The organism is Alloacidobacterium dinghuense (assembly GCF_014274465.1).
GTDB classification, from domain to species: domain Bacteria; phylum Acidobacteriota; class Terriglobia; order Terriglobales; family Acidobacteriaceae; genus Alloacidobacterium; species Alloacidobacterium dinghuense.
On sequence record NZ_CP060394.1, the window covers coordinates 2,447,243 to 2,473,838 of the forward strand.

Below are 26,596 nucleotides of genomic sequence, written 5' to 3' on the forward strand. Positions count from 1 at the left end.
CTCATCCGCAGCATACGTATCGAAAGAGCATGGCACACGACCTCCGGTTTGCCCTGCGCATGATCCTTTCCCATCGCTGGTTCTCAGCCGCGGTAGTGGCAACCCTGGCCTTGGGTATCGGGCTCAACACCATGGTCTTCACGCTGATCAATGCAGTGTTATATAAGCCCGTCCCGGTTCCAGGAGGTGCGCAGCTCGTCGCCATCCGCAACCGCAACATATCGCAAAGCGATAACACGATGCGCGTGTCCTACCCTGATTTCCGCGACTATCGCGCTCAGACCACTTCTCTCGCCAATCTGGAGGCAGCCAGCGACGAAGAAGGCGTCATCAGCGAGACCGGCAATCCTCCGCAGGCATATCAAATGGAGCGCGCTTCGTCCGGCATCTTCGAAATGCTGCACATCCAGACGGTGCTTGGCCGCGCATTTCTTCCTGACGACGACAAACCAGGCGCAGCACCCGTTCTTGTTCTCGGGTATGGCATCTGGAAAGATCGCTACGGCAGTTCTCCAAATGTGATTGGGCGCCAGGTACGCGTCAACGAAAAACCAGCCACCATCATCGGGGTCATGCCGAAGGGGTTCAAGTTCCCCACCAATGTGGAGATGTGGATGCCGCTGGCTCCTACGACCGAGCTTGAAAAGCGCACCGACCGACCGCTTCAGGTCTTTGGAATGCTCAAGCCAGACGCCAGCATCGCCCAGGCCAACGCCGATCTCACTGGAATCGCCCATCGCCTTGCTGGCCAGTATCCCGATACAGATAAAGACATCGGGGTCCTCGTCGAAACTTTTCACGAGCGCTATAACGGTGGAAACATTCGTCTGATTTTCCTTCTCATGCTCGCCGCCGTGGGATTCGTACTGCTCATCGCCTGCGCCAACGTAGCGAATATGATGCTGAGCCGTGCACTGGCTCGTCAGCGTGAGGTGTCTATTCGCTCCGCGCTCGGCGCGTCACGGTGGCGTGTCGTCCGTCAGTTGCTGATCGAAAGTGTCCTGCTCAGCACGATCGGCGGAGTGCTTGGTCTCGCCTTAGCGGCACTGGGTGTGCACTGGTTCGATCTCTCAACACACAATGTCGGCAAGCCGTATTGGATCCAGTTCACGATGGACTATACCGTCTTCGGTTACTTCGCCGCACTCTGCATCCTAAGCGGTCTGCTCTTCGGCACTGCTCCAGCCTTGCGTTTCTCTCGCGTAGACCTGAACGACGTCCTCAAAGAAGGCGCACGCAGTGCAGGCAAATATCGCGGCGGGCGGCTTTCAAGCTTGCTGGTCGTCTTCCAGTTCGCGCTCACCCTGGTGCTGCTCACCGGAGCGGGCGTATTTGTGCATAGCCTGCTCGATACCTTGTCCGCGAATCGCAATGTACCCGCGGATCAACTGATGACCGCGCGCATCGATTTCCCCGAGGAGCGCTACAAAGATACCGATACACGCCAGCGCTTCTACGATCAGCTCATGCCGCGTCTCAACGCTATCCCGGGCGTAACCCACGTAGCGATTGGCTCTGAACTGCCTGGACTCGGAGCCGCCACATCGCAAGTTGAGATTGAGCATTCAGCCGTTGAGACTGAGGCCCATCGCCCCTCTGTATCGTATGTCGTGCAATCTCCCGGCTACTTCGACGCGATCAATCTGCCCATCCTGCTTGGCCGCGATTTCAACACAACCGACGGCACAGCCAGTCACAAATCCGCTGTTCTCACCCGTCAATGCGCAGAACACTTCTGGCCCAATCAATCCGCAATCGGAAAGAGGTTCCGCTTCTACGATGACAAGAAAAAGCCCGGCGACTGGATCACCGTTATTGGAATCTCGGCAAATATCATCCAGGAGTTCGACGAAAAGTCGCCGAACCCACTACTCTTTGTGCCCTTCCGGCAAGAAGGCTGGAACGGCATGGCTCTCCTGGTTCGCTCCAGCGGCAATCCTACTGCCGCAGTCCGCGCAGCAGTGCAGAGCATTGATCCGAACCTGCCACTGCGCGACGTTTACATGCTCCCGCAGGCAATTGAACACCAGCAGTGGTATCTGCATCTGTTCAGCAAACTGTTTTCCGGATTTGCGCTGATCGCGCTGCTCATGGCTTCCGTGGGTATCTACGCGGTGATCGCGCAGGCAACAAACAGCCGCACGCAGGAAATTGGAGTGCGCATGGCGCTTGGAGCGAACGCGCACAATATCATCTCACTCGTCATGAAGCGCGGCCTGTGGCAAATTCTTGCCGGACTCGCTCTCGGCCTCGCTGCGGCGCTTCCCGCAGCCCGTCTGATGTCCAGCCTGCCCCTCAACGTCTCTCCGTCAGATCCTGTCGTCTTCATCGTCGTAAGCCTCATGCTGGCTCTTGTGGGATTGTTCGCCTGTTGGCTCCCCGCACGCAGAGCGGCAGGCCTTGACCCAGTCAAAGCCATTCGCTACGAGTAGACTCGCTTTCGGACGAACCCCTCCACTTCAAACGCACCGCCAGTTTCGCTATCATGAAGGAGTAATGCCTTTCCCGATCAAAGTATGCGTCGTCTGTTCGGAAGAGTTCGAGCTTAAGCCGGACAAGCCCGGTTTCGCCAATCGCTGTCCCGAGTGCAGCGTCCCCGAGGAATCTGATCAGAGCGGTCAGCAACGCATGGATGCTATCGGGCGCAAGAATCAGAGTGAAGTCAACGAAGCTCGGCGACGAGCGATGCGCGATCTGCTTTACCGTAAGGACAGCTAGCAGTCTGACTTACGTTTAGGCCTGATTAGTAGCCTCGTGCCACTGAACCAGTAGAACCATGCCTTCCGTTCGAAGAGCGAATTCCATCGAGAGCGAGCACGGCGAACGCGGTAGCAGCGTCACTCATAAATTGCCCGACACCCGATGCAGGATCGCGCCGTACATTGAGTGAGTATGCCGGCCAGAACCCCTCGGCTTTGTTCTGGTTCTCCAGAAGCCAGTCAATTCCCCGCCGTAGCTCTGGACCGTCTTTTTCTGAGCCGCTCCCTTCGAGCGCCAGCACTGCGACGGCGGTGGCATAGCCGTCACTCCGATGATCAAATGGAGAATCGTCGTGACGCTTCCAGGTACCCAGCATAGTCAGGCTCCAGCCGCCATCAGATTGCTGCTGGCGAATGATCTCGGCTGTCACCGTAGCGCGCTCCGCATCTGTAATTAACCCGGATAGCTGTGTCGAGGCCCACAGCAATAACATATGGTTGATAAGCGGCTGCCTCGGAACCTCGCGCCGCAAATATTCTCGCAACAAAGCAAGATTCCCCTGTATTGCCGCCTCATCCCGATAATGATCCGGAGCGCCTGCAACCGCGATAGCCGCCATCGTCGCGCCAAAATACTCCGACTCGTCAGCCTCCCACGGCGAGAAGTGAAAGTTCTGCCAGATCCATGCCCCAGCCTTTGGTCCTGTCTGCTCTTGTGCAGCCCACATGCTCGCGAATGCCTTGTGCGTAACATCCTGCAAATGGCCCTGCCGTGCGTCGTAACGGGAAAGTATCAGCGCGTTGAAAACACTCTCCGTATTTCGCGCCTCCTTGGTCTTGCCCGTCCCGTGCTTGGCATCGTTATAAAACGGTTCAGCCTGCTCGCCCAGATTGACGCGCTTGATGATGCTGGCGAGCATCACGCGCTCCGGCTCTGACAGCTTCTGCTCGCCTAGAGTCCCACGCAGAACCGGCCTGGCCAAAGCATAAGGAACGTTTGTGTGGCAGGAAATGCAAAGCGTCTCGTGATCCTTCTGCGCCGGAGGCCACGCCTGCCACCAGACCTCACGGCTATCGAGATATTTTGCAGCTGCAACCTTGTCCCAGCTTGCCCCGTTGATCGTCGAATCGGCCTTAGCATTTGCAGTAGTCTTCGCGGAATGAGTCTCGGCAAGACCAGGCAAGACGATGCTGAGCGAAAGTGTGGTGGCCTGAATACAAATCACCAGGGACCGACAATCCATAAAGGCTCCTTGCAGAAAGCCGGAAAGTGAAGCCCAACAATCGCACGGCTATGCCATTGGACTGGCAGCTTAACACAAAATCGCCTGAATGCCCCTCCATCCAAATACGAAAGGCTTTCTTAAGTCTCTCGTCTGCGCGAAATTACGAGGCCAGCAAGTCGGTCATTTGAACGATGTAGAATCGTCTCGCTAATATTGACTGCAAAACTTCCCAGATTTCCACCCACTGTTTCTGAGACAATAAGCGTTTGATGATGCAACCTGACGACCTCCTCTCGCTCAAAGACGATATGATCGCCTTCATTGAAGGCCACGGAATGCGCCGCCTCCCCGGCTACGTTGGTGAAGACGTGCCCAGCATCATGTGGGAAGACGACGCCAACCCCGACAGCTGGAAAGACTTTGTCGAAACCGCCAAAGCCGCCGGTGCGCCCTTCGTCACCATGAGCGACGTCACCCTCGAAAAGGAAGACCTTGAACTGCTCCTCGAAGAGCTGCAGGATCTCGATTACCCCAATGAAGAAAGCGCCGACATCGAAGAGGCGCAGTCGCTCATTAACTACGTCGGCAAGCTCGGATACATCCAGCTCGGATTCATCCACCAGGGCGTCGCCTTCCTGCACGAATCCTCCACGCCATGGTACGAGCGCTACCAGCAGCTCCTCGAATCCGTTGACGACTTCAGCGATATCGTCTTTGAACAAAACGAGGGCGACGACGAACAATCGTGAGCGCAACCGTTGCCACCGGCCCAGCCGCCCGCAGACAGCCGACGCGCAAGCATTGGATTCACATTGACAACGGCTCCGACGCGAACGCCATCCCCGCCGTCGAGCTATCGCGCGCCGCGAATCTCCCGCTCATCGTCGCCGAACTCCTGCTCGCGCGCGGCGTTCGCACCACTGAAGACGTAGACCGCTTCCTCAACCCGCAACTCGCACACCTTCACGATCCCTACCTGATGAGCGGCATGCGCATAGCCGTCCCGCGCGTGCAGACAGCTATCCAGAACCACGAGCCCATCCTCATCTACGGCGACTACGACGTAGACGGCACCACCGCCACCGTCTTACTCAAAACCGCCATCGAAATGCTCGGCGGCGAAGTTCGCTTCCACGTCCCGCATCGCCTCAAAGAGGGCTACGGCATGCGTGACGAAATCCTTGAAACCGCCGCCACAGAAGGCGTCCGCCTCGTCATCAGCGTCGACACCGGCATCCGCGCCTTCGCCGCTGCGCGCGCCGCTAAAGCTCTCGGCCTCGACCTCATCGTCACCGACCACCATCTGCCCGAAATCGATCCCGTCTCCGGCACAAATGTTCCCCACGCGCTCGCAGTCCTGAATCCCAACCATCCCGACTGCACTTACCCCTGCAAGCATCTCTGCGGCGCGGGAGTCGCCTTCAAACTCGCGCAGGCTCTGCTCGAAACACACGACGCCGAACGAGCCCGCACAAAAATCCTGCCATCCTTCCTGAAGATTCTCGCCATCGCCACCGTAGCCGACGCCGTCCCGCTGCTCGGCGAAAACCGCGCCTTCGTCGCCCTGGGACTCGACGGCCTCCGCCGCCCCGTCAACGCCGGGCTGCGCGAGTTGATGAAAGCCGCGAATCTCGACCCATCGCAGCGAAAGCTAACTCCAGTAGACATTGCCTTCCGCCTCGCCCCACGCATCAACGCGGCCGGTCGCATGGACATCGCCTCCGACGTCGTCGAGCTCTTCACCACGCGCCAACCGCAACGCGCGCAGCAACTCGCCGAAAAGCTAGAGCGCCTCAACACAGACCGCCGCGAAACCGAAGCCGGCATCCTCACGCAAATCGAAGAGCGCCTCAAAGACCCGGCATTCGAGCAAGCCCGCTGCATCGTCATGGACGGCGCAGGTTGGCACCGCGGCATCATCGGCATCCTCGCCTCGCGCATCGTCGACCAAACCGGCAAACCAGCCCTGGTCATCACGCACGAAGAAGACGTTTGTATTAACAACGGTGTCATCCTGAGCGGAGCTTCACAAAGTGAAGCCGAGTCGAAGGACCTGCTTCTAAGCGTCGATCAGCAAGAAAATGGGTGCCCCATCCTGACGAAGTCAGGGTGGGAAAGCAAGAACTCAAATGAGGCATCGAATCGAGCACTGAACGAAAGCCGAGTGGGAACAGCCCATGGCTCAGGCCGATCCATTCCAAACTTCCATCTCCTCAACGCCATAGAAACCTGCCACGACCTCTTCACCCGATACGGCGGACACGCCCACGCCGTTGGCTTCTCACTTCCATCCTCCGCCGTCCCCGAACTACGCCAGCGCCTCGAAACCTACGCCCTCGCCAACCTCACCGAAGAAGACTTAGGCAGCCCGCTCACCATCCATGCCAACCTGCCGCTCGATCGCATCACACCCGCGCTCTTCACCTGGCTGCGCCGCATGGAACCCTGCGGGATGGGCAACGAAGAGCCCATCTTCGCCGCGCAAAACGTCCGCGTAGCCTTACCGCCGCGCTTCATCCTGGATCGTCAAGGTAATGCCAAGCACGTCCGCCTGCAACTCGCGCAAGGCCCGCGCGCCATCACCTTCCCCGCCATCGGCTGGCACTGGGCCGAACGCATCCGCTCCATGAACATCGAGCAAAACAGCATCCTTCACCTCGCCTACAAACTCCGCGAAAACGACCACCCCGAATTCGGCGGCCTCGAACTCGAAATCTGCGACATCGCACTAGCGCACGCCTAGAGAAGATTCCCGTAAAATAGCGCGAACACCTCAAGCAATCTACGGAAGACCCCGATGAAGCTCCGGCCGCACCACCTCCCACTCCTTGCTCTTCTCATTGCAACCTGCTGCCAAGCCCAAACACAATCCGTTGAAGAGCGGCAATACTCCGTGACCATCACCCCGAGCGAACAACCCGGCGCACCCGCGCAAATCAAAATCGAACGCCAACACGAAACCGTCTTCCAGGTCCCGATCATCGCCGGCCTCGACTCAGCATCGAGCGAAGAGCAGCTCTCCAACATCACCTACAACCTGCGCAAATCTGGCGAAGACACCTACACCCTCAACGCCACAGCCAAGAGCAATCTCTGGACAAGCCGCCGCTTCCAGTGGCGCTTCTTCCCCGACCACATCGAGTTCCAGCAGTTCGCCACCGGCACGGGCAGACTCGGCCGCTGCTACTTCCTGGCCAATGGGGTTTCGAATCGCTGGGACAACGGCGCCACCGCCGGCCACGCATGGGACGCGACCATCTATGCCGACCGCTACTTCGCCCCCAACCCCAACCTCGCCGACCAGCTCGAATTCAACATCGCCATGCCGCAAATCCTCGGCTTCAGCGTCGGCCGCGAAGAAAGCTCCGAGCAGGACTTCCGCCCCGAGCGCATGGCCGGAACCTTCGCGCCCCCGCCGCTCTTCCTCGCCTTCCACCTCAACAGCACTTGGATCGGCATCGGCATCGGCGCCAAACCCGGCGACTACCAGTTCCCCGCCCTCGAATACTCCGGTTCGCGCTACGCCGGAGCATCCTTCTACGTCGACTACATGGGCTACCGCGCCATCGACGGCGACTTCGCATCGCCCGTCCTCACCATCAACATGGCCTGGAGCCCCCTCGACGCGCTCCGCAGCTACACCGCATGGCTCACGTCCAACGGATTTGCAACCGATACAGTTACAAAAGACGTCTACTGGCACCACGTGCCCATCTTCTGCGGATGGGCCGAGCAGACCGTCGAATCCGTCCCGCAAGGCGGCTCCGCCAATAAGCTCTCCACGCAGGCAAATTACGAAAAATGGCTCGCCACACTCGATGAGCGCGGCCTCCCCATCGGCACCGTCGTCATCGACGACAAGTGGCAGCAAGGCTACGGCAGCTTCGACGTCGACCAGCAGAAGTGGCCCGACATGAAAGGCTTCATCGCCGCGCAGCACGCCAAAGGACGCCACGTCCTCCTCTGGGTCCCCGTCGCCGACACCGACGGCCTCCCGCCATCACTCTGCGTCAACTACCAGGGCAAGTGCGTCATCGCCGACGTCGGCAAGCCCGAATACGAAGCCTGGCTCCGTCCGCGCATCCGCCATCTCGTCCAGGACCTCGGCGTCGACGGCTTCAAAGAAGACTGGGTCCGCTCGCCCGCCGCGCCCGGCCTCCCGCTCACCGGCCCCGCCACCGGCATCGAATTCGTACGCCGCTTCCAGTCCATCCTCTACACCGAAACGCACAAGTGGAAGCCCGACGCCATGGTCGAAACGCAAACCACCAACGCACTCTTCCGCGAATCCTCCGACGTCATCCGCCTCAACGATGTCTGGTACGCCAGCCGCAACGTCCCCGACATGATGCGTCTCCGCGCCCGCATGGCCAACATCACCGGCTGGCCGCTCGTCGACACCGACAACGCCTCCTCCACCAACCTCAAAGAGTGGTGGAGCTACATGCAGGCGCAACCCTCCATCGGCATCCCCGCGCTCTACTTCGTGACCCGCACCGAAACCACGCAGGAAACTCCATCCGCGGCCGACTGGGCCTATCTCGCAGCACTATGGCGCCAATACATCGACGGACTGAAGGCGACACCGCAGCAGTAAGCACCGTCACCAGTGGAGCGCCAATCCGCCCTCGCACTGTCATCCTGAGCGGAGCGCGAATCGGGGTCCCCGGGCACGCGCGGTTTTCGCGTGCTGGGGTGGAGAAGCGCGTAGTCGAAGGACCTGCTTTTCGCATCGGTCAGCACGAAAACGGGTGCCCCATCCTGACGAAGTCAGGGTGGGAAAGCAATACCTCGGCTCAACCATAAGGTTGTCATCCTGAGCAAAGTCAAAGAAGCTAGCTTGAACTCATATAACGAATGTTCAAGATGAGGCGACAGGATTGGCCAATCTTCTTGTAGATTTGCGACTGCCGTACTCAAGAAAAGCAAGGATCCCAATCAAAGCCAACTTCGGGGCGAAGAATAGCAACAGAGGCATCGTTCCTGGCCACCCGACAGACAGATGATGAGTTGTTTCTACTAGCGCTGCTCCAAAGATGTAAGCAACAGTTAACGCGATGTTTGCAGGGACTCCGATCAGACCAACCCTCGGCCAGAAGAGAGACACAATAGCTAAGGGAATGTCGAGCCAAAATGCAATAAACGTGAAGACTCTAACACCTAAACCTTCGTTGCCCGTAAACGTAAAAGTAAACCCACTGTAGATAGCCACTTGCCAAATGCAAAAAACAAAAGCAGCCACAGCATATATGGACCGTAAGAGTGTTTTCGACGACGGCTTCATGTCTAACCTTATCTACTATCTCATCTATCAGGAGAGCAAATATCGCAGTCAAACTTGATGTAAGACGCGCGAGTCATGCACTAAATCTCCAATCCAAAACCACCCGCCCAGCCCGATCACTAGCAAACACAACACACCCACGCTCGCGAGCCCACTCCTGCGAAGCCCGTAGCAACCGCAAACCAACATCACGCCCACGAAACGCAGGCCGGACAAACAATCCTTCTACGTAGCCAGTAAGCCTCCCTTCTAATCCAGCAACGTCCCGCCGCAAAGAAAGCTCAGCCACACCAATCAACAATCCATCATCCTCAGCCACCAGAACAGCCTCCGGCTCCTCCAGCAACCCTACAAAGAAAGCCGCAATCTCAACGTCATGATCATCGCCGTCCGGCCAAAGCTCACGCCGCATCGCCCGCCACTCCGCAGCGTCCTCCGGCCTGACTTCGCGAATTCTCACTCCACATTCCCAAATGGATCTTCAAGCGAAGGACTCTGCGGCGTAAATAACTCCGCCCCGTTCTCCGTCACATGCATATCATCCTCAAGCCGCACGCCAAATTCGCAGCGAATATAAACACCCGGCTCATCGGAAAAGACCATATTCGGACGCAGCGCCGGATTCAGCTCCCACCCGAACATATTGTTCTTCACCAGGTACGACCACTCGTGCATGTCCATGCCCATCCCATGCCCCACGCGATGCGTAAAGTATTTGAACCCGGGCCCATACCCCGCATCCACGATCACCCTGCGCGCCGCCGCATCCACACTGGCCAGCGCAACACCCGGCTTCGCCGCCGCCAGTGCAGCCGACTGCGCTTTCTTCACCACATCGAAGACCGACTTCATCTTGTCCGTAGCCTTGCCCAGCACAAACGTGCGGGTAATGTCCGAGGTGTAACCTTCCACCGAGCAGCCATCATCCAGCATCAGAATCGTGCCCTCGCGAATCGTCTGCGGCTGTATCGAACCATGCGGAGAAGCCGTGAACTCGCCAATATTCAAGCTCGCCTCGCCCTCAAAGCCAACCTTCTGATATCCCGCCTGAATCAGCCTGCGCACATCGCGCGTCATCATGCCTTCCTGTAGCGACTGATACACCGCGCGATACACCAGCAGCGTCGCCCGGCACGCCAGCGCGATGCAGTCCAGCTCATGCTGGTCCTTGATCATGCGGCAACCCGCAGTCACGGGAAGCGCACTGACGAAGTGCAACCCCGGCCCAGCCTTGGCCAGACTATCCGCGAAAATGAACTTCATATTCTCATCGAGCCCGACCGTACCCGCAGCAATCCCGCGATCCTTCAGCCCTTTCACCGTCAGCGCAAACGGATTCTCATCCTCCTGCCACGTCAGAATCTCCGTATCCTTGCCAAACGGACCAGACTCCAGCAGTTCCCTCGCCCGGTCTTCTTCAAACGCCGGACAAACCACGAAAGGTTTGGCTTTAGCCGGAATTACCAGCGCCCAGAATCGTTCACTTCCGCCAAACCGAATATTGGCAAAGTAGACCGACGAAGTCGCATTGTTCGAAAGAATGATGGCATCGACCTTGTTCTCGACCATCAGTTGCCGCGCCCGCTCGATGCGAGCCAGCCGCTCATCATTGGTAAAAGGCCTGGCCTGCCCCGAGAGATCAGGCAAGGCCGCAATCGCAGGCGGAACAGAACCGGGACTAGCCATAGGCGCACCCTGCTGCGCCCGAGCATCAGGCCGCAAAGCAACAAGAGCCGCGGCAGAAGAACCCCACAAAAAATTCCGGCGTGAAAACATACCCCATCCTACACAAGCAATTTGAATTCACTGGCAGGCACAGATAGACGAAAGGCTCGAACGGTAGAAGCAACCGGCCCGACTCGTGTTGTGGCAAGGAAAGGTAGAAGCACTGGCCTGACTCGTGTTGTGGCAAGGAAAGGTAGAAGCACCGGCCTTTAGGCCGGTGACCAGACGCTTAAAACCCGAGGGCTTTAGCCCTGGGATCTCCCTCTTGACACGCCTGCTACTATCAAAGCGAGTACAGACTCTTCCTGGAAGAAAACGCCCGTTCAGCGACGGGCGTTTTGCTTTCTGGAGATACGCACGGAAACGAAACGTAAGTACCAATATTTGGACGAATTTACAAAACCGGGGGGAGGGTCAGTGAAACTCAAATCTCGGCGGCGCCTCAGAACCAGCTGACTCGCTGACTCGCTGACCACGAAGCGCTCACTTGCTGACCCGCTCCTCGCAACTCCCATAAAAATGACGAATTTACAAAAAGGTGGGGAGGGGTAAAAACTGAAAAAGAGAGTAAGATAAAAATAGTTCTTTGACAGGCTTCAGACTCCTTTGAAGCCGCTCCATATGGGGGCGTCACGGTTTCGACGGGATTGTTTGCGGCAAAGAGGCATGCCGGGGGCTGGGCACCCGTAATCGCCCGGAAAATGATAATTGCCGATCATCAACTGGCATACGCTGCTTAATTAACTAAGTAGCCGTCCTCCGCAGCTTCGCCTGTGGGCTGCGGAAGGACGTCGCACAGCAGGCTGGTTTCTATGGCTGGGTACGGGCCACAGAGACGAGATCCACGGACTAGCAATGCGCGCATCTTGTCCGTTCTGAGCGCGCAACGCGAAACCTTCCGGAACGCGACTGAGCATGGAGTCTCTTTGTTGACTACGATTTCGGACGCGGGTTCGACTCCCGCCGCCTCCACCATGCTTAAACTACTTTCCATCAACAACTTAGAGATCTAGCCACCGGTTTTGTACAGATTTTGTACAATCAACTCAACTCAGCCATCCCCGGACTGGGTTGCCGGAGGTTCGATGCTCTCTGTTTACACCCGCCACGCCACCGATTGCGCCAAAGCCAAGGACAGAGAGACTGGCGCCGCTGCCGCTGCCCCAAATGGATTTCGGGTACTCATGATGGAGAGTTGGTTCGAAAGAGCGCGAAGACCCGGAGCTGGGAAAAGGCTGAGGTGTATCGCCGCCAACTCGAGGAGACGTCCGGCCCGACGTCGATGCATGGAGACGAATCGGTCCGCAGCTCCGATGGAGTTCCTGCCGGGCGCCATCGCGATCAGAAGAAAGCCCGGGTCACGATTTCGACAGCAGTCGATGCCTACTTAAGAGACGCAAGATCTCGAGAACTGGAATCCTCCACGCTTTCGAAACTGGAGGGTATCTTCCGCAAGCAATTTCTGTCTTGGTGTACTTCAGAGGGCTACAAGTTCCTCGATGAGATCGATCTCGACGCATTGCTTCTCTTCCGGGATAGCTGGATCGACGGCCCACTCGCGAAGCGCAAGAAACAAGAGCGCCTCATCGGTTTCTTCTGGGCGTGCGTCCGTCGTGGATATATCGCCGAAAATCCGACGTTCGGTTTAGGAAAGATCAAAGTTGATCAAACGCCAACCGACTATTTCCCACCCCATGAATTCGACAAGATCTTGGATGAACCTATGCCTATCGCGAGAATCGCGGCGAAATTGGGAACACCAATAGCACTCGGCTTCGCGTTATGACATTGCTGATGCGTTGGAGCGGTCTTCGCATCCGCGATGCGGTGACACTGGAGCGATCGCGACTCCAAGGCGATAGCCTGCTGCTCTATCAAGCAAAGACTGGAACTCCGGTCTACGTTCCTCTTCCCTCTCATCTCGTCGAGGCGGCGAACTGTACCAGCCGGACCAAAGCCGAACCCGCGCTATTTCTTTTGGAGCGGCAATGGTTCGCCTAAGAGCGTTGTCGCCAACTGGCAGAGAAGCTATCGCCGACTCTTCATACTGGCCGATATCACCAAGCCGGACGGCTCTGCCAAGCGTTGTCATCCGCACATGTTTCGTGACACGTTCGCGGTCGAGATGCTGCTAGCAGGGGTGCCGATCGATCAAGTTTCAATCCTGCTCGGTCACGCGAGTGTGAAGATCACCGAGAAGCACTACTCTCCCTGGGTCAAAGCGCGCCAGGTTCAGCTTCAGCAGAGTGTTCGCAACGCGTGGCCTGTAGTAGCGCCGAAACCCGCCATCAGTGCGAACAAGCGACGGCGGCTCAGGCGGAATCAGGGATGCCGTCAACTTCGATGATCAACTGAACATTAGGGCAGTTCCTGAAGATCGTTCGCTGTCAGTTCGACAAGAGTCGACCGGATGTTCTCCTCCAGTCGGTGCAGTTTTGTGGTGCCTGGACGTATCGATAGGGATGTGATTACTCCCGGTGAGTCGGCCAGTATCCGCCGATCGGATTGCGCATGATTCTCGATTTTACGAAGCAGACTAGGTGTGGGTGATCAGCTCCAATTCCCTTTTTCCTACCCTTGTCTCGTGGTTGAGTCGCAGAGACGTTCGTGACATTTTCTTCTGCATTTGAATCTGCGGAACCGGTCGTACCCGATAAGCTGATCCAGAGTCAGCTCATCTGGTACCGTAATTCCCTGCTCAAGCTGCCGCTAGAGTCCTGATATCAACGATTTGAACTGTGCGCCCGCGCGGAAGGATTCTCAGCAATGAAGACCACAATTGCCCATGTTGTTACTCGACGTTTTAGGTCTTCCCTGACAAAAACCTGACATTTCTTATGTTCTTGATTTAGTCGAAGCTATGTCCTCTCGCTTAAGAGTCTTCATGAAGCTTTCGCAGTTCGCATTGTCGTAGGTTCGCGGTACGGCTCATGCTCGCAATCATGCCGTACTTGTCAGCACTTTTTGGAGTCGGTGCAGGAAGCGGTTACCGGCCTTGGCCGGCCGAACCCGAGGACGCGGACGTAGCTGCGAAAAGGCCCGCGACGATAAAGTGGCAGGCCTTTTTTCGAGTTGGAGAGAGTCAATTCAGTGTGACGTTCGCGGACAGGGGAGTGTCCTCGCAGGAGTCGCCCACGCGTACCACAAACTGTCCGGGATCGATGGTCCATTTGTGGGCGGTGTCGTCCCAATAGCTGAAGGCACGCGCATCCAGCGTAAGCGTGATGTGCTTCGTCTCTCCCGAGGCCAGGTGAACCTTTTCAAAGCCTTTCAGTTCACGCTCCGGGCGCTTCGCTTTGGCTGACGGGTCGGAGACATAAAGCTGCGGAACTTCTGCGCCCTCCATGCCGCCGGTGTTCTTCACATCGAAGGTCACAGTAACGGGCGAACCGGACTTCGCCGCCGCAGCGACCTCCAGGTTTGAGAAGCTGAACGTCGTGTAGCTCAGCCCGAATCCAAACGGGAACAGCGGATGCTTGCCAGTCGTGGTCCAGTAGCGATAGCCAACCATCAGGCCGTCGCCATACTTCACATGTCCCACTGTGATGTCGACTGGCGGACGGCCGGGTTCGTCCACGTGCAGCGTTGTATCAGCGCCTTTGACTGGGTAATAGTACGGATACGAGGGGTTCTCCTCCCAACTGCGATCGAAGCTGATCGGCAGCTTGCCCTCGGGGTTGTGCTTGCCGAAGAGAACCTCGGCAATTGCGGTGCCGCCTTCCTGGCCTGGATAGTAGGTATGCAGGAGCGCGGGAACCTTGTCGAGCCAGCGCCGCGTGTCCGTTGCGCCGCCGCCCGTCAGCGTGATGACGGTGTGGGAATTGGCCGCGGTGACTGCCTCAATTAGCGCATCCTGTCCCCAGGGCAGTGTGAAGGTGCGGTCGGAGCCCTCCATTTCGGTACTGTTGTTATAGCCCACTGAGACGACAACCACATCCGCAATCGACGCGTACTGCTTCACTTCTTCGGAGATCATTCCGGCTTCGCTGACGATTCCAAGTCCGAAGTGGCTTCCGGCCATCGTCGGAAGATAATCGGCTTCCACCTTGATGGTCTGCCCGGCGCTAAGTTCCACGCTGGCCGACAGGGGCGACTGTCCTTCTACCTGCTTCTGCTCGAGAACCTGTTTGCCGTCAATCGAAATCCTGTATTTTTCGCCTCCGCCTGCGCCTGCCAGGATCATGTACTTCCCGGCTTTGTCCGCCTTGAAATTTGCAGTGTAGCGGATGGTGCGCGGCGACTTGTCGGCGCGGCTCCACCACGCCGGGTTGTAGTCGGTGATGTTGTCCTGGATCGAGTTCTCCGGGGTACCCGTGAAGTCCTTGCTTGGGTATGTGGCCACTCTGATGGGGCCATCCCAGTGCGAACGCGAGAAGACATCTGCTAAATCGGGGAGACCGCGTGTGTAGAGCACTTGCACATCGGGTCCAACGAGGTTCGCAATGCCCGTCACGATGCTCGCTGGCGTGAATGGCGTCGCCTCTGACGATCCGCCACCGCTGGGCACGGCCGGCCATGCGTCCGGGCCGATGATCGCTATGGTCTTGATCTTCGCGGCATTCAGCGGAAGGAAATGGCCATCGTTCTTCAGGAGCGTCAGGCTTTCGCGCGCGCCTTGCAAGGCCACTGCGCGGTCAGCGAGGGAATAGGTAGAGTTTGCAGGGTCGAACTGCGGCCGTTCGGTGAATCCATAGCGCAATTCCGTACGCAACAGCCGCAGCACCTTATCGTCAATGGTCGATTCCTTAACCGTTCCCGCCGTGATTGCGGGCAGCAGACCCTTCGCGTTCATGAAACGCCCGCTCGGCATCTCCAGATCGAGCCCGCCGTTGGCTGCTCCAATGCTGTCGTAGGTCGAATCCCAATCGGACATCAGGATGCCGTGGAATCCCCACTCGCCCTTCAGCACTTTGAGATTGAGGAACTCGTTCTGCGTTGCATGGACATTGTTGACTAGGTTGTAGGAATTCATCACTGCATCCACGTGCGCTCTGGTTACGGCTGCTTCGAACGAGGGCAGGTAGATCTCGCGCAGGGTGCGCTCGTCGACCTCGGCGCTGGTGTCATGCCGGCTATATTCCTCGTTGTTGGCGGCGAAGTGCTTGACCGTGGCGATCACGCCCTGCGACTGGACACCTTCGATGTACGACACCGCCAACGCGGAGTTCAGGTACGGGTCCTCGGAAAGATACTCGAAGTTGCGCCCATCCACGGGGGAGCGTGCGATGTTGACGCCGGGCCCAAGCAGAAAGTTTACATTGCGAACGCGGGCATCCCTGCCCAGGCTCTCGCCCAGCTTGCGGGCAAAGTCCACATCCCACGTTGCGGCCAGTGCGGCTCCGCCGGCGTAGGCCGTCGTCGGGCCCCAGCTGCGTACGCCGACGGAGGCATCGGACATTTTGAATCGCGGCAAGCCGACGGAAGGCATTGCATTGGTATACAGGTCGTCGACGCCGCTGATTAACTTGATTTTCTCCTCCAAGGTGAGCTTGGCCAGCATTGCCTTGGCTTTGGCCTCAATCGTTGGTGAGTCCGGTACTGGAGCCTGCGCCGCGGCGGCCATCGATGCGGCCATCAAGCCCGCACACAAGTATGCCGATACGCGCTGCGAAAACGTTTCAATAAAGGATTGCGTTATTTTCTTCATAACCGAGGAAGATTATGTCGCCTGATTGCCGCGGGCTTTCTGGTCTTCGCTTTCTTCATTGCGTATGGTGTCATGTCGTGGGTAGAAACCCAAAATCAATGTTTACTATCCGACCTTGCCCGCTCTAAAACGTCGAGGATATAGACTCCCGCGCCGTATCCGACCATAGGTCTAGCTCCCGTCGGATCACCCAGCTCTCCTGGGAAGAGGGTGCAAGGTACAGAAACATACATTTCGGGGATAATGTTGTGGTCGGCGGCTGCCTTGTCCACGATGCGCTTGAGAATGGCAGCCGCCTCGTCATTGCGGCCCATGCTCCGATACACTTCGGCCAGACTGATATCGACAAACAAGAATTCCTGGCGCTCATACCAATATTCAAAGATTTTCGGATCTGTATATGTGCTGCGGACGCGCCGGTAGCCACCGGAAGCAACTTTCAGAAGCGCCATCCTCTCCACCGTGCTGCGCACCACAGCAGGGTCGGTAACAATGCCAAAATTAATCACCGCTAGCAGCGCGCCATCGATATCGTTCTTCACTCCTTCTTCCATCGTTCCCCTCAGCTTGCCGTCTCGAATAAAAGCGGCGTTGAATCCTTGCTCGAGTTGCGTGATGTGATTCAGAACGTCGGTTCGGGTGGCCTGGTCTCCCTCACGGCGCGCGACTCCAGCGAAGGTTTTTAGGCCAACGATAGCGATCGCCGTCGAAAAGGCAAAATGTTTCTTGTCCTTCTGATGCTCCTCCCAGATGGACGTGTCCTCGGAGACGATCAAGCCATGGTCGTATTGGTCGAGGTTCGCCAGCAGCGGTTTCACGATATAGTCCCTGGCACTTTCGTACAGCCGGCCGCGGTAGGTTGGCGTCGCAAGCAACGTCGGGTCGTCGTATTGCCGCAGGTACTCACCCAGCACCCAGAGCACAAGACCCCAATCGTCGAACTCAATATTGGTACTACCCTCCATGGTGAAGAATGGTTCTTCGGAACCGTCGCCGAAATAGCGCACGACCGAGATCTGATAATCTGCGCCTCGCGTTTGTTTGCGCATCTTTCCCGTAGGTTGAGCATTGAAGTAAGCCAGCAGTGCGGCTCGCGCCTCGTCCCGGTGCCCCATACGCGCCAGCGCCACCGTAGCGTATGCCATGTCGCGCACCCAGGGCGTGAACCACACCCCGTCGGGCAAGCTGGCAACGATGAGGCCGTTGTTGTTTCTCCCCGGGCGGCGGTTAGGCTCACGGCTCTGCGCCATGCGGAGCATGACCTCGCTTTGACGCCACAGATGCCGTTCTCTTTCGTCCGCGAAAGAAGCAGCTGGCTTGACGCGCCAGCGCTCGAGCTCCGTAATCTCCCGGTTCATCAGTGCGCGCGGCGCGAGTCCGGCCTGCCACTGGTTGAATTCCCGAACCGTCTGTTCCAGATCGCGGTCGCTTTCCAAGGAAATCAGTGCCCATGTGAGCCTGTTGGCCAGATACTGCTGTTCCCCTGCCGACTCATTCCGCTTCGGCCCGAGTGGAATAAGCAATAAGGACTCCTCAATCCCGTCGAATTTCAGCAGCTCAATTTCGGTGTTAGATATCTGCGCAACTCTGTGTGACGTGACGGGTCGGCTCCATTCAACTCTGAAGCCACTGGGGGGCGCCGTCGCAGGACCGGGCTCCCAGCTGATGATGAGGGCTGCTCGCCGTAGACCAAAAGGCATGAAGAAAAAACCGTCACCGGCGCCGCTGCTGGCCTGGATGACGTGCGAATCTTCCTCATAGTCTGCCGGTACGCTTTGTGCGCCTCGGTCGCTCCAACTGAGACTTTTGATGAAGTTCGCGGTTTCAACTCCTTCGCTTAGCGGATTTAGAGGGTCTGGTCGGACAAAACTGTAAGGATGCGCATAGAACCTGGTCACCATCGCAGTCTGCGGAGAAACCACGGCGAATCCAAAACCGTTCCCGGTAACCAGATTTGTAGCAAAGGCAGACGAGCATGTCAGAAGGGTTGCACAGATGTGAGAGGCAAGACGGCGTTTGAAGCTCATGACCAGCTAGTTTCGATCCCAACAGCTACATTCCGCAACTAACGGAGGATGTCCGCGGGCGCTTACAGATGCTTGACGCTCAGTCTCCGGATAGCCGGTAATAACCTGACAACAAGTGTTGGATCTGAGGTCATTCCTGACCGGCAAAACTTAGCATCCGTAAGTGACTGGCCATGTTATTTCATCCTAGCGAAGCGCTGTTCAGTAAAGTCGGTTCATCCGACGGGCGACAGTGGATTGGGCAGGATGCCGTCATTGGAGAGAATGACCGCCCGCTCAATTACGTTCTGCAGTTCGCGGATATTGCCAGGCCAGTCGTGGGCGATGAGTGCAAACATTGTTTCCTGAGGAATTTGAGAGATTCTCTTCCCCAGTTGCCGAGAGAACTTCTCCACGAAGTGCACCACGAGGGGGACAATGTCGTCCCGTCGCTCGCGCAGTGGCGGCAATGTGACTGGGAATACATTCAGGCGATAGTAGAGATCGCGGCGGAATTCGTTTCGCCGGACCATCTCGGTTAAATCCCGATGGGTCGCGGCGACCACTCGGACGTTAACCCGATGAGTTCGACCGCTTCCCAACCGTTCGAATTCCTGTTCCTGCAGCACTCGCAGCAGTTTGGACTGCGAAACCAGCGGAATATCGCCGATTTCGTCGAGAAACAGCGTACCTGTGTGCGCCATTTCGAATCGACCGATCTTCTGTGCAATGGCACCGGTAAAGGCGCCCTTCTCATGTCCAAAGAGTTCGCTTTCCAGTAAATCAAAGGGTATGGCAGCACAGTTTAACGTGATGAATGGGCGGCCAAATCGTGCGCTGATTGCATGAATGCTGCGGGCGATTAACTCCTTGCCCGTGCCCGTCTCACCACGAATCAGTACGGTTGAATCTGTGAATAAAATCCTCAATCTATGTGTTGTTACCAAGTGAATAATGAAGGAGTGTCCGGATGCCCTGTCCTTATTGCAATTGCTCGGCCTGCCTTAAGTGCTCTGAGACCGAGGCTGTGTGTTCCACGTGCGGCAAGAGTTCAGCGCTTGCCACGTGGGGCAAGGTTCCCAAGCGGGTTGCTGAATCGTACCCGGAGGGTACTCACGGCGCAAAAAAACGGGCGCAGAAGCGCTTGAAAACATCCGGAAAAACGCATCAGTCTGAACATACGGTCGGGTACGAGGTTTTTGGCGATTCGCTTGACCGAGGCAAGTCGCCGTTTGCCCAAGTGATTGAGAATAGAGCTCCGGCCTATCAAGAAGAACTGGATGCGCACCGCGGTCATATCGGAACCGGAACCTGGAAAGACTATCGAAAAACAGGAGTGTCTTCCGATCAATACAGGCGGGACCAGCGCCGCATGGTGAGCAACAAGCAGGTAGGCAATGCAGTGCAATTCAATCAGTTGAACTACGCCTATCAGCCGGAATTTCGCAATCCAGATCCAGCGGCTAAGCCGGAGCTGGAGAAAGCAGACGACAGCTTTGAGCGCATGGTCATAAGTTTTCAGCCGGTGCCGTTCAAGTTTGGCGATACATGGTCGCAGGTGCCGGTCACGGGTGCTGAAAAGGCTGAGATGCTGCTGGCGCGCAAGGAGGCTCGCACCTCTGATCATCGCCGCCGATTCACAGGCCGTTCTATGGTTCCTGTGCACGGCAGCGGCCTTTCTGACGGCTCGCAATCGCCACATCGCCCAGCATCGTGTATGGATGATTCGCTCGTACTCCGTAACCCTCATCTTCTTCACCTCCCGCCTCCTGGCCCCGGTTCCGTCCTACGGCAACATGAGCCCCGCGGGCCTCGCGACTTCGCTCTTTATTCTCCAGCTTTCAGCCCTCCTCGCTCCGGAGATCGCCCTCCACTGGAGCGCTCTCACCACGCGCCGAAAATAAGCAACGTTCCCCCGCGCGTCGCGTCTCCCACGGCGACGGATGCAAACGTCGGTTCACTTCGGCGCGCCAGGCAGACCGCTCCGCCTGCCTGGTCGCGATCGGAATCTTCAGCCGTCAATGCCAGGAAAAGCGCAGAATCGGAAACATCGAGGACCTTACCATCGAAACAAACGCGTGGAGCCAACGCATCAACCAAAACCAACCCACCATCAAGTGGAAGTTCACACGGAAAAAAGCCAGGCTAATGATGAAGTACAATATTGCGCGGTCGTGACACTAGCCACCAAGAGAGCCCAGAATCCTTAACCGCACTTTCCGTCCACTTGTCCCTAATACCCCAAGAGCAGTGACCATTCAACCCGAAAGGCGGGGCAGTTGCTCCGAGTCAGATTCATAACGGCCGCCTTTTACAAGGCGTACGCGAAGTGCCCCAGTCAAATTTCCGAAGCCTACGACCAACCGCCTTGTCGGAAATTGACTTCGAACATCCATTCATCGCAAGACCTGAACCGGCCGGAAGCGAAGCGCTTTCGCGTCAAACTCGCCAATCTCAACATCCCGAAAATAGACCTTGTAGAAGTCTTCGTCGACCTGCTCGAAGCCGAGAATCTCAAATCGTAAAACCTCGCTGATGAATACCCTGCCTTTGTGCCAGCTCATGTCGCCGCTGTTGTTCACTTTGCGAAGCATAAACCCATGCGGATAAACGAACTCGATCGGATTTCGAGGCAGGAGCACAGAACTTGGCTGATATATGCTGCCTGGAGTTCACGCGGCCGCTTGAGCCTCCTTACGATGCCCAGCTCCGCTCCGAACTGCTGTATACGGACCCAGTGGTGGCGGTACTTCCCGCAGATCATCCGCTCGCGGGTGGGCCTCCGCCTTCGTGATCTGGCCGATGAGCGCTTCGTCGTATGCGACAGAGACATCGCGCCCACTTTCTTCGATAAGATCACTTCACTCTGTGCGCAGGCAGGTTTTTCACCGAACATTGTTCAGGCATCGAATCTCGTTTCCAGCGTGCTTACCTTGGTAGAAGCGGGCGAAGGCGTAACGCTGCTGCCTTCCGGCCTCCAACTTAGGCAGTTCAGCGATCTCTCCTTCTGCCCACTCATCGATCCGGGGGCGGCATCGACTTGGTCATGGCGTGGTCTCCAAATCGCGAAGGAGAAACGCACAAATCTTTTCTTGATTTCATGCGCAGCAAGAAGAAATTCATCCGAAGCTCATGTACTTGACCATCTGGAAAAGTGCAAGCGGGTTCCTTCCGTGCGGGCAGCATTTGAAGGGGAAATCCGTGCAAGAAAACGAGGTAAGTATTGGCATTACCAATTCGAGCACAACGGTGTTCCGTATTGGGGTTCCACGCGGGAAACCGTTAAGAGCAAGGCAGATACATTGCCAAAAGGAAAAATCTGAAGGGAGCAGCCATGAACCTCAAAAGTCGTAGCGTAAGGATAGCCGTCATCCTGGCGGGAGTTTCTTTGATGGCCGCATTCGCTCAAAACAGTGCGACCAATGTTGCAACTGGTCACCGTGAAGTCTTGCTGGAGACTACCAAGTCGTGGAACGGCAAACCATACGAACACTATCCGACAGGCCAGCCGCAGCTCACCACCATCAAGTTGACAATCGCACTACATACTGTCTTACCGTGGCACACTCACCCATTTCCGAATTCTGTCTACGTGCTCTCAGGCACTCTCACGCTACACGATCGGGACAGCGGCAAAACTCTGGTGGTTCATCATGGACAAGCCGTCGGAGAGTCAGTCGACGATGTTCATCGTGGCGAATCAGGCGACGAACCCACCGTGCTTCTCATTACATATGCTGGCACCCCAGGTGCTCCGACCTCGATCCCTGCAAAGGGCGAGAAGGCAGAGTACTGACCAGAGGGATCAGAACACATTGGTCGATAATCTCCACCAATTCACAGGTTCAACAAGATGTCATCATCAGAGTTCTGGCTATGTCGCCACCCATCTCAGCGCCCTCTTCAGCACCCTCAAGCTCGTGAAGTTGTTAATGTTTCAGCAGACCTCTGCCTCTATTCGGCAGAGGTCTGGTATTCAATACATTCGTCCAACCTCCGAAACTTCCTTACACCCTTGCCTGTGTTCAGTCTGAAGCCGACTTCATTCACATAGCATGTCGCCGTCTTGCTGCAGCGTCGAGATGATTGCAACATAAGGCCTTGAGCTCTCTAGATCGCCTCTATCAGCCTTTTGCGGTTTGGAGACTCGATGGCTTCGGAAAGCATTTTGCAGGCGGTTTCAGATGCGTTGGCTTGGGAGATTGAGAATATATATAGATGTTGAGAGGAACGCTCAGCACCCTCTTGAGCACCCTTATATGGCCATAAACAACTTAATGTCTGAGGTTTATGGCTGGGGACGACGGGGCTCGAACCCGCGACCTCTGCCGTGACAGCAAAAAGGAAAATCGTAACTAACAGAAAATAGCGTCACGGGTGGCCTCTTTTGGCGCTATTGGGAACGATCAGGACCCTTAATGGACCCGCGTCCTCTGCCCTGTAAACCTCTGCCCTGACCTCCGCTTTTAGGCAACGGTCGTGTGTCTGCTAAGCCTGCGAGCCTCTAAAAGTAGGCCTACCCGGCGCAATCTAGCCTGATGCTGTCTTAATGGGAAACGTAGCCGCCAGGGCAGATGCGGAAGCGATCAAAGAGATTGAAAAGCATTACGAAACGATCAATGTAATCTTCGCTGATCGCCACGTGTGAGCAAATATTTGTTGCAACGATTATTATCGCAACGAATTAAACAATGTGAAAGGAATAGTTAACATGAGCACACTCGCCACCACCCCCGCCATCAGCACCTGGAACATCGACCCGGTTCACTCCGTCGCGGAGTTCAAGGTAAAACACATGATGATCTCCAACGTAAAAGGGCAGTTCACGGGCGTAAACGGTACCCTGTCCCTGCACGAAACCGACGTGACCAACTCCGGCGTGAAAGCCGCGATTGAGGTCGGCTCGATCAACACTCGTGATGAGGGGCGCGACGCGCACCTGAAGAGCGCCGACTTCTTTAACGCGGACGAGTTTCCCACCATGAACCTGAATTCGACGCGCGTCACGCGCAATGCCAATGGCGATCTGGTTGTCGCCGGCGACCTGACCATTCGCGGTGTGACCCGCAAAGTGGACTTCGTTGTCGATGGACCGTCTCCAGCCGCCAAGGACCCCTGGGGCAATACCCGCATCGGGCTGGCAGCGACCACCAAGATCAACCGCAAAGACTCGGCCTGACTTGGGACGCAGCACTGGAAACCGGCGGCGTACTTGTCGGCGAAGAGATCACCATTACTTTGGATCTCCAGTTCGTAAAGGCCTGAATCCATCACCGCAGGTGAATCGATCCGGTTGTCCACCAGCGGCACCGAAGGAGGAAGAATTATGTCACTTCGACCAGTCAGAGAAGTTATTCAAGCCAGGCCCACAATCGAAGGTGCCGGTGTAAAACTGCAGCGTGCGTTCGGCTTCGGCAAGACGAAAGATTTCGATCCATTTCTGCTGCTGGACGATTTTCGCAACAATTCCCCGGAAGACTACCTTGCCGGCTTTCCTTGGCATCCGCACCGCGGCATCGAAACCATCACCTACGTACTCGCCGGTTCGGTTGAGCACGGCGACAGCCTGGGGAACAAGGGGCAAATGTCAGCCGGCGACGTGCAATGGATGACAGCTGGCAGCGGCATTCTGCATCAGGAGATGCCCAGGGGTGACGCGCAAGGCCGCATGCATGGCTTTCAGCTATGGGCGAACTTGCCTTCATCCCTGAAGATGACTGACCCGCGATATCAGGACATCCCATCGAGTGCGATCCCAGAGGTGACCGACGACGACTCCACCCGCGTCCGCATTATTTGCGGCGAGTTCTGGAGCAAGAGGGGACCGGTCGAAGGCGTGGCCGCTGATCCAAATTACCTCGATATCTCCGTGGCGCCGGGCCGGCGGAAGCGGCTCAAGGTGGAGACCACACGTAACGCATTTGCCTACGTATTCGCGGGCTCCGGCAGCTTCCGCGATGCCTCGGATCCGCGCGCGGTCCTGACCGAGCAGACTGCGAAGCCCGACGCAGCGCCGGTCTACGACATTGGGAATCACTCCCTGGTGCTGTTCGACCGCGGCGACGAGATCACAGTGCAAGCCGGACCGCAGGGAATTCGATTCCTGTTGGTATCGGGCAAGCCGATCGAGGAGCCGGTGGCCTGGCACGGCCCCATCGTCATGAACACGCAGGAGCAGCTACGCCAAGCCATGACCGAGTTGCAGAACGGTATCTTCATTCGTCATTCTTGAGTCCAGGTGCAAAGCTACAGAGCACGCCGAGCGCCAAGCCACTCCCTTGGCGCTTTGACGTTAATGAACGCGGGCTGATCGCGTGCTTGAGGACGAGACAGCGGACATGGAGGATTTCCTTCATGCCCGATTGCGCGAGCATTGGTTCCGGTGCTGGCCGAGTACACCGGCGTTCGGTAATGCAAGTGAGACCCAAGTCAGCCATCGCCATTTTTGCGACTACGCGGCCACGACTGGGACTGTGATTGCTTTGCGGTCGTCATTCACCGCTCGGGCGAGGATGAGAGCTCCCACCCTTGATGAAAACATATGAATCGCATCTCCGCGGGCAGAACGACGAGAGGGCCATGGGAAACGGGTCGCGAATTTTTGGATGAAAGCCTCTTTAGCTTGTCTGTGAAGGCGCCTCGGTTACGTCAACCACGAAGGGCTTGCATGATGAAATCGGAGTTTCGGAAAATCACCTTGAGCGGACCACGGTTGAGTATGGCGAGCTCGACTCTGCCAGTCCGCAGTGGACCGAGAACAAGTCCTGCAAACAACAACGAAGCGGCGGATCCTTAGATAATCTCATCCGCTGCTTCGCCTGCTTCAGTCTTAGCGATGGCCACCACCGCCGTGGAAGCCACCACCGCCAAAGCCACCATCGCCATGGAACCCACCGCCGTAGCCGCCATGGAATCCACCAGCGCGTCCACTATGGAAGCCGGTCTGTCCTTGCCTATAGGCGCCGCGATAACCACCCCGACCGTAGCCGCGGCCATATCCATAAACAAACCCGCCACCATATAAATAGTAGGGCGAGTAGAAGCCATACCCAAAAGGATCGAAAAAAGCACCGTCGCCAGGTAACCACGTGTAGCCGTACAGCCCACCATCCCAGAACCAACCTGGCGCAAAACCCGGTACTCCCTCGTATTCGGAGGCCAATTGCACATTCGCCTCACCTAGATATTGAGATCGCAGGCTGCTCCAGTTGTACAGTGCATCCTCTGACGCCTCTTTGTCGAAGTGCTTTGGCTTTTCTCCATCTCCGTTCATTGCCAACTGATGGCCATCCTTCACCACAATTGGCTTCTGCTGGCCATCGACGGGCAATACCTCTGCCTCTCCGTCAAACACCTGCACTGTTCCGAGTTCGGAGTCGAAGGCATAGAGCCCCGTCTTGAGCAGGCGTGCTTCATCACCTTTCATCCGCACACGCAGATCGTTTTGTTTGAATAACTGATCAACCTCTACGTCGGCGCGTCCTTTTATGAGCTCAACTTCTGTGTTGGCAAGGTTGGGCGAGATCATCCTTACTGCACTGTTGTCACCTACCCGGAGAAACACACCCGGCGCCAGCAAGACCTCTGCCTTTCCATTTCCAGTCTCGATTACCTGTCCCTCGTTCAAAGCAGTGAAGCCGACAGATGACCAGTTCACAACTTGACCATTGATCGAAACCTGGCCTTCTACGTAATTAAGTGTCCCTGGTTCGGCTGGGTTCGCGCTCTGGCCTAACATCAGGGCCGGTGCCAACAGAGTCGCCAGGGAAAGCAGCAAAATTGCCTTCAACCTTGGCATACATTCAACCTCTGTCTATTAGATGTAGTCCTCCCACAAACGGCGCAAATGCGTGCTGGGTGCGAACTCCCGGCTGCGGGGCGAATCGAAATATATCCAAAGATGATGAAGAGCGAAAATTTCTTATGATTTGGACCGAGCGCAGCGCTTCGATTCTTGAGGTTGTTGGATGCATTACCTGCTACAAGGAACTACAGCGACCCATTGTTGG

Annotated in this window: 21 protein-coding genes, 1 other RNA gene and 1 pseudogene; 14 read left to right on the forward strand and 9 right to left on the reverse strand. The window is 56.8% G+C overall.

The features are described 5' to 3' along the window. Nucleotides 1-29: 29 nt before the first annotated feature. On the forward strand, nt 30-2,432 hold the full coding sequence (locus H7849_RS09975; RefSeq protein ID WP_186746163.1) for an ABC transporter permease: 2,403 nt from the start codon (nt 30-32) through the stop codon (nt 2,430-2,432). Nucleotides 2,433-2,496: 64 nt separating this feature from the next. Further along, on the forward strand, nt 2,497-2,718 hold the full coding sequence (locus H7849_RS09980) for a hypothetical protein (protein WP_186746165.1): 222 nt from the start codon (nt 2,497-2,499) through the stop codon (nt 2,716-2,718). 25 nt (nt 2,719-2,743) lie between these two features. Here the strand turns inward: H7849_RS09980 and H7849_RS09985 are convergent, their stop codons facing one another. Further along, nucleotides 2,744-3,943 carry a hypothetical protein gene (locus H7849_RS09985; RefSeq protein WP_186746167.1) on the reverse strand — a complete coding sequence of 400 codons (1,200 nt, stop codon included), beginning with the start codon at nt 3,941-3,943 and terminating at the stop codon, nt 2,744-2,746. A gap of 251 nt (nt 3,944-4,194) precedes the next feature. On the opposite strand from H7849_RS09985, the gene H7849_RS09990 reads away from it, so the two are divergent. From H7849_RS09990 to H7849_RS10000, 3 genes are all read left to right on the forward strand, one after another. Next, a complete protein-coding gene (locus tag H7849_RS09990; RefSeq protein WP_349627464.1) occupies nt 4,195-4,674 on the forward strand; it encodes a hypothetical protein in 480 nt (159 codons plus the stop codon). Beyond that, nucleotides 4,671-6,668, forward strand: coding sequence for a single-stranded-DNA-specific exonuclease RecJ (locus H7849_RS26775; protein WP_251106723.1), 1,998 nt, complete (start codon nt 4,671-4,673; stop codon nt 6,666-6,668). Before H7849_RS09990 ends, H7849_RS26775 begins: the two co-directional genes overlap by 4 nt. Before the next feature lie 150 nt (nt 6,669-6,818). Further along, complete coding sequence (locus H7849_RS10000) at nt 6,819-8,522, forward strand: TIM-barrel domain-containing protein (protein ID WP_186746168.1); 1,704 nt, start codon at nt 6,819-6,821, stop codon at nt 8,520-8,522. A gap of 760 nt (nt 8,523-9,282) precedes the next feature. Here H7849_RS10000 and H7849_RS10005 read toward each other — a convergent pair. Together H7849_RS10005 and H7849_RS10010 are read right to left on the reverse strand one after the other, a co-directional pair. Beyond that, nucleotides 9,283-9,669 (reverse strand): GNAT family N-acetyltransferase, encoded by a 387-nt coding sequence (locus tag H7849_RS10005; RefSeq protein WP_222439788.1) that lies wholly within the window; start codon nt 9,667-9,669, stop codon nt 9,283-9,285. Next, nucleotides 9,666-10,985: a M24 family metallopeptidase gene (locus tag H7849_RS10010; protein ID WP_186746170.1), complete on the reverse strand. Its 1,320-nt coding sequence runs from the start codon at nt 10,983-10,985 to the stop codon at nt 9,666-9,668. The genes H7849_RS10005 and H7849_RS10010 overlap by 4 nt, the downstream gene beginning before the upstream one ends. Before the next feature lie 572 nt (nt 10,986-11,557). Between H7849_RS10010 and ssrA the strand changes: the two genes are divergently transcribed. From ssrA to H7849_RS27385, 4 genes and pseudogenes are all read left to right on the forward strand, one after another. Further along, nucleotides 11,558-11,909: a transfer-messenger RNA gene (gene ssrA, locus H7849_RS10015) on the forward strand. Nucleotides 11,910-12,129: 220 nt separating this feature from the next. Beyond that, complete coding sequence (locus H7849_RS10020; RefSeq protein WP_186746172.1) at nt 12,130-12,720, forward strand: hypothetical protein; 591 nt, start codon at nt 12,130-12,132, stop codon at nt 12,718-12,720. Then, nucleotides 12,717-12,935: a site-specific integrase gene (locus H7849_RS26780; RefSeq protein ID WP_251106724.1), complete on the forward strand. Its 219-nt coding sequence runs from the start codon at nt 12,717-12,719 to the stop codon at nt 12,933-12,935. The genes H7849_RS10020 and H7849_RS26780 overlap by 4 nt, the downstream gene beginning before the upstream one ends. Further along, nucleotides 12,853-13,080: pseudogene (locus tag H7849_RS27385) on the forward strand (hypothetical protein); the annotation flags it as partial. The gene H7849_RS26780 and the pseudogene H7849_RS27385, both read left to right, overlap by 83 nt. A gap of 12 nt (nt 13,081-13,092) precedes the next feature. On the opposite strand, the gene H7849_RS26785 reads toward H7849_RS27385, so the two are convergent. The 4 genes from H7849_RS26785 to H7849_RS10040 all read right to left on the reverse strand — a co-directional run bounded on the left by H7849_RS26785 (nt 13,093) and on the right by H7849_RS10040 (nt 19,516). Beyond that, on the reverse strand, nt 13,093-13,272 hold the full coding sequence (locus H7849_RS26785) for a hypothetical protein (protein WP_251106725.1): 180 nt from the start codon (nt 13,270-13,272) through the stop codon (nt 13,093-13,095). 744 nt (nt 13,273-14,016) lie between these two features. After that, nucleotides 14,017-16,509, reverse strand: a complete 2,493-nt coding sequence (locus H7849_RS10030; RefSeq protein ID WP_251106726.1) for a beta-glucosidase — start codon at nt 16,507-16,509, stop codon at nt 14,017-14,019. Between the two features lie 167 nt (nt 16,510-16,676). Then, nucleotides 16,677-18,608 carry a glycoside hydrolase family 15 protein gene (locus tag H7849_RS10035; protein WP_186746176.1) on the reverse strand — a complete coding sequence of 644 codons (1,932 nt, stop codon included), beginning with the start codon at nt 18,606-18,608 and terminating at the stop codon, nt 16,677-16,679. Nucleotides 18,609-18,823: 215 nt separating this feature from the next. After that, on the reverse strand, nt 18,824-19,516 hold the full coding sequence (locus H7849_RS10040; RefSeq protein WP_285288942.1) for a sigma-54 interaction domain-containing protein: 693 nt from the start codon (nt 19,514-19,516) through the stop codon (nt 18,824-18,826). A gap of 41 nt (nt 19,517-19,557) precedes the next feature. Here H7849_RS10040 and H7849_RS10045 point away from each other — a divergent pair, with 41 nt between their 5' ends. Continuing rightward, nucleotides 19,558-20,736 carry a hypothetical protein gene (locus H7849_RS10045; protein ID WP_285288943.1) on the forward strand — a complete coding sequence of 393 codons (1,179 nt, stop codon included), beginning with the start codon at nt 19,558-19,560 and terminating at the stop codon, nt 20,734-20,736. A 247-nt stretch (nt 20,737-20,983) separates the two neighbouring features. On the opposite strand, the gene H7849_RS10050 is transcribed toward H7849_RS10045, so the two are convergent. Then, the gene (locus H7849_RS10050; RefSeq protein WP_186746180.1) at nt 20,984-21,181 is read right to left on the reverse strand and encodes a hypothetical protein; all 198 of its coding nucleotides are present in this window, start codon (nt 21,179-21,181) and stop codon (nt 20,984-20,986) included. Nucleotides 21,182-21,271: 90 nt separating this feature from the next. Here H7849_RS10050 and H7849_RS10055 point away from each other — a divergent pair, with 90 nt between their 5' ends. The 4 genes from H7849_RS10055 (at nt 21,272) to H7849_RS10070 (ending at nt 24,819) form a co-directional block, all read left to right on the forward strand. Next, nucleotides 21,272-21,910: a LysR family substrate-binding domain-containing protein gene (locus H7849_RS10055; RefSeq protein ID WP_186746182.1), complete on the forward strand. Its 639-nt coding sequence runs from the start codon at nt 21,272-21,274 to the stop codon at nt 21,908-21,910. A gap of 11 nt (nt 21,911-21,921) precedes the next feature. Beyond that, the gene (locus H7849_RS10060) at nt 21,922-22,383 is read left to right on the forward strand and encodes a cupin domain-containing protein (RefSeq protein WP_186746184.1); all 462 of its coding nucleotides are present in this window, start codon (nt 21,922-21,924) and stop codon (nt 22,381-22,383) included. Nucleotides 22,384-23,298: 915 nt separating this feature from the next. Beyond that, nucleotides 23,299-23,766 (forward strand): YceI family protein, encoded by a 468-nt coding sequence (locus H7849_RS10065; protein ID WP_251106728.1) that lies wholly within the window; start codon nt 23,299-23,301, stop codon nt 23,764-23,766. 147 nt (nt 23,767-23,913) lie between these two features. Further along, a complete protein-coding gene (locus tag H7849_RS10070) occupies nt 23,914-24,819 on the forward strand; it encodes a pirin family protein (RefSeq protein ID WP_186746186.1) in 906 nt (301 codons plus the stop codon). Nucleotides 24,820-25,416: 597 nt separating this feature from the next. On the opposite strand, the gene H7849_RS27080 is transcribed toward H7849_RS10070, so the two are convergent. Beyond that, complete coding sequence (locus H7849_RS27080) at nt 25,417-26,385, reverse strand: FecR domain-containing protein (RefSeq protein WP_186746188.1); 969 nt, start codon at nt 26,383-26,385, stop codon at nt 25,417-25,419. Nucleotides 26,386-26,596: the final 211 nt, after the last annotated feature.

What these genes read in the sequence shown, in the direction of transcription:
- H7849_RS10030 (WP_251106726.1), bottom strand. Translation starts at nt 16,509, where the DNA reads ATGGCCGCATCGATGGCCGCCGCGGCGCAGGCTCCAGTACCGGACTCA.
- H7849_RS10045 (WP_285288943.1), top strand. Translation starts at nt 19,558, where the DNA reads ATGCCCTGTCCTTATTGCAATTGCTCGGCCTGCCTTAAGTGCTCTGAG.
- H7849_RS26780 (WP_251106724.1), top strand. Translation starts at nt 12,717, where the DNA reads ATGACATTGCTGATGCGTTGGAGCGGTCTTCGCATCCGCGATGCGGTG.
- H7849_RS10065 (WP_251106728.1), top strand. Translation starts at nt 23,299, where the DNA reads ATGAGCACACTCGCCACCACCCCCGCCATCAGCACCTGGAACATCGAC.
- H7849_RS09990 (WP_349627464.1), top strand. Translation starts at nt 4,195, where the DNA reads ATGATGCAACCTGACGACCTCCTCTCGCTCAAAGACGATATGATCGCC.
- H7849_RS09980 (WP_186746165.1), top strand. Translation starts at nt 2,497, where the DNA reads ATGCCTTTCCCGATCAAAGTATGCGTCGTCTGTTCGGAAGAGTTCGAG.
- H7849_RS27080 (WP_186746188.1), bottom strand. Translation starts at nt 26,385, where the DNA reads ATGCCAAGGTTGAAGGCAATTTTGCTGCTTTCCCTGGCGACTCTGTTG.
- H7849_RS10060 (WP_186746184.1), top strand. Translation starts at nt 21,922, where the DNA reads ATGAACCTCAAAAGTCGTAGCGTAAGGATAGCCGTCATCCTGGCGGGA.
- H7849_RS09985 (WP_186746167.1), bottom strand. Translation starts at nt 3,943, where the DNA reads ATGGATTGTCGGTCCCTGGTGATTTGTATTCAGGCCACCACACTTTCG.
- H7849_RS09975 (WP_186746163.1), top strand. Translation starts at nt 30, where the DNA reads ATGGCACACGACCTCCGGTTTGCCCTGCGCATGATCCTTTCCCATCGC.
- H7849_RS10050 (WP_186746180.1), bottom strand. Translation starts at nt 21,181, where the DNA reads ATGCTTCGCAAAGTGAACAACAGCGGCGACATGAGCTGGCACAAAGGC.
- H7849_RS10010 (WP_186746170.1), bottom strand. Translation starts at nt 10,985, where the DNA reads ATGTTTTCACGCCGGAATTTTTTGTGGGGTTCTTCTGCCGCGGCTCTT.
- H7849_RS10035 (WP_186746176.1), bottom strand. Translation starts at nt 18,608, where the DNA reads ATGAGCTTCAAACGCCGTCTTGCCTCTCACATCTGTGCAACCCTTCTG.
- H7849_RS10070 (WP_186746186.1), top strand. Translation starts at nt 23,914, where the DNA reads ATGTCACTTCGACCAGTCAGAGAAGTTATTCAAGCCAGGCCCACAATC.